Here is a 7759-nt window from a genome sequence, read left to right as displayed (position 1 = left end):
TCAATCCCAACAATTAATTCTTCCTTTTGTACAGAACCGGTCGCAATATTAATAGATACTTTAGCCATAATTGTTTCTCAACAGGCCGCAAAGGTAGCGAGTTTAGGCGCAATACCGAAGCATTCGCTCATATTTGATATTTTATTACAATACAATTAGTTTGTGGGATGAGAAACCAATGTTTTTGGTCATCCTAAATCAAAGAAAAAAATTACACTTGAAAATAGTTTTATTTAACGGTCGAATGCTAATCGTTTACCGTAAATACCATTTTTAATCTGACCATTTTCATACACCAAAGTACCGGACACTATGGTACTAACTACGCTCGAACTAAAAACTTCGCCTTCAAATGGACTCCAGCCACACTTCGATAATACATTATTTCTATTCACGGCATAGGATTTATTTAAATCTACAAGCACTAGGTCGGCCCAATAGCCTTCACGAATAAAACCGCGCTTATCAACTTGAAAACAGATTGCCGGACTATGAGCCATTTTTTCAACTATTTTCTCTAAACTGATTTTACCCTTTTTGTAAAGTTCAAGCATCGCGATGAGCGCATGTTGCACGAGCGGGCCACCAGAAGGAGCATTTTTATAATCTTGAGATTTTTCTTCAATGGTATGAGGAGCATGATCCGTTGCAATGATATCGATATGATCATCTAAAACAGCTTGAAAAACTGCATCACGATCGGCAGCAGATTTAATTGCGGGATTCCACTTAATCCAATTTCCTTTACTGGCATAATCCGCATCTGTAAACCACAAATGATGAATACAAGCTTCGGCAGTAATTCTCTTCTGACTTAATGGAATGGAATTATCGAAGAGACTGGTCTCAATTGCTGTTGAAATATGTAAAATATGAAGTCTTGTATTGTACTTTTTGGCTAATCCTACGGCAAAAGAAGAGGAGATATAACAAGATTCCGCATTTCGAATTAGGGGGTGCATATCGGGAGTCAAATTATCGCCATATAATTCTTTGAAATGAGCTGCATTGGAACGAATAGTTGCTTCATCTTCGCAATGTGTAGCTACAAGGATTGGCGCATGACTAAAAATCCCTTCTAAAGTTTTTTCATTATCAACAAGCATATTTCCTGTTGAGGAGCCCATAAAAACCTTAATTCCACATACATTTTTAGGGTCAGTTTTTAATACCTCTTCCAAGTTATCGTTACCTGCACCCATAAAAAAGGAGTAATTGGCTGCTGAGCTACGTGCACCGATTTCATATTTATGAGCTAATAACTCTTGGGTTAGGGTATTCGGGACGGTGTTTGGCATTTCCATAAATGAGGTGATACCTCCTGCAATTGCCGCCCTACTCTCCGTAAAAATATCAGCCTTGTGGGTTAATCCAGGTTCTCGAAAATGGACTTGATCATCAATGCAGCCCGGAAAAAGATGGAGCCCCTCCGCATTTATTTCCTTGTCGGCCAGCATGTTGAGGTTCGCTCCAATCTGCTCAATAATCCCATTTTTTACAAAAATATCAGAAACGATAATTCTACCTTCATTAACTATTGTTGCGGATTTTATAAGAATTGAGGCCATGGTATAGAATAAGGATTGAATTAAATACACTGCAATTTCGGAATTTTTTAACCAATTACATGCATTCAGATGCTTTATTCGATTAAAATGATTGAATCAAGACTAAAACAAAGAAATTAGTCGACAAACACCTTTCAGTAATTTATCTATTTAATTTAAATGTTTCACAGAAAAGATATCCGCAAAAGGCAGCACATAAAAGCAAAGACGTATCTTTGCGGCTATGTCCATAACCTTTGAAGATTTTAAGCTGAACAAACAGATCCTGAATGCCGTTTCGGATGCAGGTTATACTTTACCAACTCCAATACAGGAAAAGGCAATTATGCCCATTTTATCTGGTCAAGATATTATGGGAATTGCACAAACAGGAACCGGGAAAACTGCTGCCTTCGTGCTTCCCATTTTAATGAAGCTTAAATTTGCTCAAGGCAATGATGCCAGAGCATTAATTATTGCTCCAACCCGTGAATTAGCCATGCAAATTGAGGAAAATGTGAAAACATTTGCCAAATATACTGATCTACGTACAGTGGTACTTTTTGGAGGATTAGGACCCAAGACTCAAATTAACGAGTTGAAAAAGGGTGTAGATATTATCATTGCTACGCCTGGACGGTTCCTAGACCTCTATTTGGAGGGCCACATCAACACGCAATTTATCAAGTTTATGGTAATGGATGAGGCCGATAAAATGATGGATATGGGCTTCATTGGCTCCATTCACAGGATATTGGAAGTGGTGCCTCGAAAAAGACAGAACCTCCTATTTTCGGCTACAATGAGTGAGCTGGTGCATAAAATATCAGGTGATTTCTTAAAACATCCTACAATTATTGAAGTGGCCGCACAAGCAACGCCAGCAGATACAGTGAGTCAGGCTTTATACAAAGTACCCAATTTAAAGACTAAACTTAACTTACTTCAGCATTTATTAAAAGATACTGAAGACTTTACACGTTTAATTATTTTCTGTAAAACCAAAACTGTAGCCGACAATATTTTTCATTTCTTGGAACGACGATATGGCAATGAACAAGTTCGAGTAATCCATGCCAACAAAGGACAAAATACACGAATTAACTCAATAAATGCCTTTAAAGAAGGACAAATTCGGATTTTAGTTGCAACAGATGTAGCCTCTAGAGGACTCGACGTAAGCAATGTAAGTCATGTGATTAATTTCGATGTACCCATCATCATTGAAGATTATGTTCACCGTATCGGGCGCACGGGGCGTGCTCTACAAACCGGTGATGCCATAACTTTCTGCAGCCCATCGGAGGAATATTATGTTGATAAAATTGAAAAACTAATCAGACAAACAATTCCACAATTCAATATGCCTGAAGATGTTTTTGTAGATGATACCCCTTATGAGGAGCGTCAGAATATTGCTCGAGAAATAGATCTTCAAAAACGTAGGGATGATCCAGAGTTTAAGGGAGCATTTCACGAGAAGAAAGCAAAAAATACAAAAGGAGTAAAAACTACAAAAACTGAGCCTAAAGCCAAAGCAAGAAATAATAAACCCGGTGCCGCTCGCAGAAAAAAAAGTGTCAAATTTGATGCTGTTCATAAAAAAGACCGCAAGAAAAAATGAGCCTGCGCATAAGTCCGCTAAATATAGTCTCCTCAATTTTAATAGTCGGAAGTGCCTACCTACTACTCTTCCCCGGTGAATCAAATCTTACTTTTCCTAGCATGCTTTCTATGCTAATCTTGGTAAGTATTTGCTTTATCGCTGACTTGATTTTTAGAAGATTAATTGTTGACCTTAAACGCATTTGGTTATTTGAATTACTATTTCTAATATTTGTCAGCTTTTTGATATTTATCCTCAAAAATTAATTAAAGAAACACAAAAGATATACCTATAAAATAAGACGCCATGAAAAAAGCTGAAATAAAATTGACGATTCAATTAGATGATCAAAACATTCCTGAAAATATTTTATGGGAATCTACTGACTCACAAACTAAAGAAGCACTCCCTGTAAAGTCGATGATGCTTGCCCTTTGGGATCATAATTACAAGAACTCTTTGCGTATTGACCTATGGACTAAAGACATGCCGGTGGATGAAATGAAGCGTTTTTTTTACGAAACCTTACAAACTATGGGCGATAGTTTCCTTCGTGCCACTGGTGAGGAAGCAATTGTAGAAGATTTGCGCGATTATTGTGCCCATTTTGCCGAAAAAATGGAACTCACAGAAGGCAATAGTCCTCAATCTGCATTAAAAGGAAAATCTTAAAAAATGACATTTAAAAATTACCTGGGGATTCTTGGAGCATTAATGGTTATTGGTGGCGGCTTTTCGCCGATGCTTCACATCCCCATCATTGGAAATTGGAATTATTGGGACATCGATACCGTGCTTGCTTCGGTTGTTTATGCTTTAGCCACTTTGGCATTATTTGCTGCTGCTGGGGGTAAATTCGGACTATTACGTTTTTGCGGATGGGCTTTGATTATCGTCTTAACATTCACTTTTGTGGCGGTTTATTTTAAAGTGACGAATTATTTCAGTTTTATTCCATTGAAAAAATTGGCTGCAGCAGCGAGTAGTATTATTAAATATCGCTGGTTGGGCTGGGGTTTAATATTATCTGGTGCATTGATCATGATATTTTTTTCAAAAAAGAATAAAAATTCGAAAAGCGCATAATTTTAACTAAGTTAGTTTTAGTTTAATGTTTAAAAAAATTGGCTAATACTTATTAAAATAATGGAATCAGGGATTTCTATAAGTAAAAAATCATTTAGGAATTGGAAATACTTTCTCAATCTAGTTCCAATAACCTTGGTCATCTATGGGAATTTGACTGGTGGTTGGTTCACTTTAATGAATTTCCTTTTCACTTTTGCAATTTTGGGCATTGCCGAAATTATCCTACCTGAGGATCATACCAATGACGACATTGTGGATGATGAGCTTCCAGAAGTTTTGATGTTCTTATCGGTTTTAGCACAGTTTTTATCAATTTCAAGTCTCATTTTTGGTGTTTACACAGAAATAATTAGGGACAACTGGATTTTAGCTGCAGCGATTTCTACAGGAACATCCTCAGGCACATTAGCCATTGTGGTAGCACATGAGCTTATCCATAGAAAAGAAAAAACATGGAATTTTGCTGGGCGATTCTTGCTTTTCAGCGTTTTCAATCCCTATTTCTATGTTCATCACCTACGCATACATCATAAATTTGTTGGGACAGATTCAGATCCGGTAAGTGCGAAATTTGGTGAAAACTACTACCATTATTTGATACGTTCGGTTTCAGGACAATTAAAACAATCCTTTCAATTGGAGAAAAAACGCTGTCTTTCTAAAGGAAAATCAGCATTTAGCATTCACAATTACATTTTATCCTGTTTGATTGGATATGTACTTGTTTTATCCATCTTAGGATATTTCGCTGGATGGGAAGTGTCTCTTGCCCTACTCCTTCAGGCATTATTTGCCAACATATTGCTAGAATATACCAATTACATTGAACATTACGGATTAAGCAGGAAAGACAATGAGCGCGTAGATGAGAGACATTCTTGGCAAAGCGACAAATTGATCAGTAGATTTTTCCTGATCGATTTAAGCAGGCATTCTGACCATCATTTTCACGCTGCTAAGCCATTCAACAAATTAGTTTCCTATGCTAATAGTCCCGTTTTACCAGGAGGATATGCGAGCATGTTATTGCCAGCCTTGTTTCCGCCATTATGGTTTAGCTTAGTGAATAAAAAGTGTAAATCCATACAGGACTAAGAAGGGAAAACTTTCCAAGATTGATATAAATTTTCAAACTCCAGAATCAAGTAGTAAAAGTAAGTTCCTTTTGAAAGAGCTTGGCATATTTTCTTTTATCGAATTTATAAAGCTTTGCCGCACGATAGGAAACTCCTTTTTGTTTTTCGTCTAATTCTTTTAAAATTCCATAGTTCAGCATTTTTTTGCGAAAATTCCTCTTATCAAGTTGCTTAGATAAAATAACCTCGTATAATTGCTGCAATTGGGTAAGTGTAAATTTTTCTGGGAGCAACTCAAATGCTATGGGTTGGTAGCTAATTTTATTTCGAATTTTATCAAATCCACGTGCAAAGATTTTTTCATGGTCAAATGCAAGCTTTGGAAGATCATTTACAGGTATCCAAACAGCTTTTGAGGCATAATTAGTTACAGGCTTTAGCTCTTTAGGCCCGTTTAGCCTAATCATCGCATAGTATGCAATAGTAATTACCCTTCCTTGCGGATGCCTATTTACATCACCAAAAGTGTGAAATTGGTCCATATAAATATCTTTAAGACCTGTAAGCTCATATAAAATCCGCTCGGCAGCAAGATCAATACTTTGATCCTTTTCTACAATATGCCCTGGCAAAGCCCACCAATCTTTAAAAGGCTCCTCATTACGTTTAATAAGTAGAATTTTTAACTCCCCATCATCAAAGCCAAATATTACACAGTCAATTGAAAAAACAGATTCAAACTTGGGCAGAAGAGTTTCCAAAATTTTTATATTAAAAATTTAAATATAGAGTGATTATTCATAATATATATAAAAATAATAAAAATTACTTAGTGTAAAGAATACACACTATATTCGTAATAAATTATACAAAAGAAAATTGTCTCAAATAAAGAAAATAGGAGTTTTTACTTCAGGTGGTGACGCTCCGGGGATGAATGCTTGCATTCGGGCAGTTGTAAGAACTGCAGTTTTCTATGGAATTGAAGTCGTAGGAATTCGAAGAGGCTATCAGGGTATGCTAGAGGGCGATTTTTGGGATATGGATGCACGATCTGTAGGCAATATAATACATCTTGGTGGAACAATACTTAAAACGGCCAGATGCCTTGAATTCATCACAGATGAAGGCATGGAAAAGGCTTATAAAAACATTAAAGGACATGGCATCGATGCGCTCATTGCTATTGGCGGAGATGGTACTGCTAGAGGTGCAGAACGCCTTTCAAAACGATATGACATACCTGTGATTTGTATTCCAGGAACGATAGATAATGATCTTTACGGATCAGATTTCACACTTGGATACGATACTGCCACCAATACTGTTATCGAGGCCATTGATAAGATTAGAGATACTGCCGCCTCTCACAACCGATTGTTTTTTATAGAAGTTATGGGGCGTGATTCAGGTTGCATCGCATTACGATCGGGCATAGCTGGAGGTGCTGAAGCCGTTTTACTACCTGAAAGAGCAACTGCAGTTGATGAATTGATTAACAAGTTATCAGGAGATGCCAAAAACAAAAAAACTTCGAGCATTGTAATTGTTGCCGAAGGCGATCAAAGTGGTGGTGCCTATCAATTGGCAGAACGAGTAAAAGAAAAATTCAATTATTACGATATCAAAGTTACTATTTTAGGCCATTTACAAAGAGGTGGAAGTCCGAGTAGCTTCGATAGGGTTTTAGCCAGTAGGCTAGGCTATGCCGCAGTTAAAGAATTGCTAAAGGGTGAAACCCGCCAAATGATTGGGCTAAGAGGTAATTCGATAGTTTTAACACCTCTTGAGGAAGCATTAAATTCACCACATTTTAAACTGGAAGATGATTTAATGGAGATGGTTAGCGTTTTATCTATTTAATATATGATTGCGGTAGTTTATAGCGGTTCGAGGCATGCCGACTGGAAATTGGCAGAAAAAGGGATAATTGTTTCAGAGTTGAAAACCCCGGGTATTAATCCATTTTTCAGTAATGAAAGCCATATTGTTCAATTACTCGATAAAAGTGTTGAGCTCATAAATAACGCCGAAAAAATTAACCGAGTCTACTTTTTTGGTGCAGGAGCATCATCAAAGGAGCGCCAGGATATAATCACGAATGCTTTAGGCAGTTTTTTTCGCTTTAGCAAAATTATTGTCGATCACGACCTGAAAGCAGCTGCAATAGCTGCTTGTGGTGATGAAAAAGGAGTAGTTGGCATTTTAGGTAGCGGTTCAAATGCTGCTTATTTCGATGGAAAAAAAATTAGTGATAATAATTTCGGACTTGGATACATTCTAGGAGATGAAGGTTCTGCCAATTGGCTCGGCAGGCGACTCTTAAAATCATTTTTAAATGATTTAATGCCTCTAGATTTTGCCGAAAAATTTAAAAAGAAATACGACTTAGATAGGACACAGATTTTAGATAAAGTTTATAGACAAGCAGAACCGGCACT

At 37.0% G+C, this 7759-nt stretch carries 8 protein-coding genes; 6 read left to right on the top strand and 2 right to left on the bottom strand.

Annotation, left to right across the window (positions count from 1 at the left end):
- Positions 1 to 233 precede the first annotated feature (233 nt).
- Positions 234 to 1568 carry a dihydroorotase gene (locus ACILQF_RS08220; protein WP_395626935.1) on the bottom strand — a complete coding sequence of 445 codons (1335 nt, stop codon included), beginning with the start codon at positions 1566 to 1568 and terminating at the stop codon, positions 234 to 236.
- 223 nt (positions 1569 to 1791) lie between these two features.
- On the opposite strand from ACILQF_RS08220, the gene ACILQF_RS08215 reads away from it, so the two are divergent.
- The 4 genes from ACILQF_RS08215 to ACILQF_RS08200 all read left to right on the top strand — a co-directional run bounded on the left by ACILQF_RS08215 (position 1792) and on the right by ACILQF_RS08200 (position 5337).
- Positions 1792 to 3171 carry a DEAD/DEAH box helicase gene (locus ACILQF_RS08215; protein WP_395626934.1) on the top strand — a complete coding sequence of 460 codons (1380 nt, stop codon included), beginning with the start codon at positions 1792 to 1794 and terminating at the stop codon, positions 3169 to 3171.
- Between the two features lie 288 nt (positions 3172 to 3459).
- Complete coding sequence (gldC, locus tag ACILQF_RS08210; protein WP_395626933.1) at positions 3460 to 3825, top strand: gliding motility protein GldC; 366 nt, start codon at positions 3460 to 3462, stop codon at positions 3823 to 3825.
- 3 nt (positions 3826 to 3828) lie between these two features.
- Positions 3829 to 4239, top strand: a complete 411-nt coding sequence (locus tag ACILQF_RS08205; protein ID WP_395626932.1) for a hypothetical protein — start codon at positions 3829 to 3831, stop codon at positions 4237 to 4239.
- Positions 4240 to 4299: 60 nt separating this feature from the next.
- Positions 4300 to 5337: an alkane 1-monooxygenase gene (locus ACILQF_RS08200; protein WP_395626931.1), complete on the top strand. Its 1038-nt coding sequence runs from the start codon at positions 4300 to 4302 to the stop codon at positions 5335 to 5337.
- 46 nt (positions 5338 to 5383) lie between these two features.
- Here ACILQF_RS08200 and ACILQF_RS08195 read toward each other — a convergent pair whose 3' ends face one another.
- Positions 5384 to 6079 (bottom strand): NUDIX hydrolase, encoded by a 696-nt coding sequence (locus tag ACILQF_RS08195; protein WP_395626930.1) that lies wholly within the window; start codon positions 6077 to 6079, stop codon positions 5384 to 5386.
- Between the two features lie 118 nt (positions 6080 to 6197).
- Here ACILQF_RS08195 and pfkA point away from each other — a divergent pair, with 118 nt between their 5' ends.
- Both pfkA and ACILQF_RS08185 read left to right on the top strand, forming a co-directional pair.
- Entirely contained in the window at positions 6198 to 7181 is a 984-nt protein-coding gene (pfkA, locus tag ACILQF_RS08190) for a 6-phosphofructokinase (RefSeq protein ID WP_395626929.1), read from the top strand.
- Between the two features lie 3 nt (positions 7182 to 7184).
- The coding region (locus ACILQF_RS08185; protein WP_395626928.1) for a hypothetical protein at positions 7185 to 7759 on the top strand (575 nt) is incomplete at its 3' end.

The sequence above is a fragment of the Daejeonella sp. genome (assembly GCF_044232565.1).
Taxonomy (GTDB): Bacteria; Bacteroidota; Bacteroidia; order Sphingobacteriales; family Sphingobacteriaceae; genus Daejeonella.
This window is presented reverse-complemented; position numbering and strand designations above follow the sequence as displayed.

What these genes read in the sequence shown, in the direction of transcription:
- gldC (WP_395626933.1), top strand. Translation starts at nt 3,460, where the DNA reads ATGAAAAAAGCTGAAATAAAATTGACGATTCAATTAGATGATCAAAAC.
- ACILQF_RS08220 (WP_395626935.1), bottom strand. Translation starts at nt 1,568, where the DNA reads ATGGCCTCAATTCTTATAAAATCCGCAACAATAGTTAATGAAGGTAGA.
- ACILQF_RS08215 (WP_395626934.1), top strand. Translation starts at nt 1,792, where the DNA reads ATGTCCATAACCTTTGAAGATTTTAAGCTGAACAAACAGATCCTGAAT.
- ACILQF_RS08205 (WP_395626932.1), top strand. Translation starts at nt 3,829, where the DNA reads ATGACATTTAAAAATTACCTGGGGATTCTTGGAGCATTAATGGTTATT.
- ACILQF_RS08200 (WP_395626931.1), top strand. Translation starts at nt 4,300, where the DNA reads ATGGAATCAGGGATTTCTATAAGTAAAAAATCATTTAGGAATTGGAAA.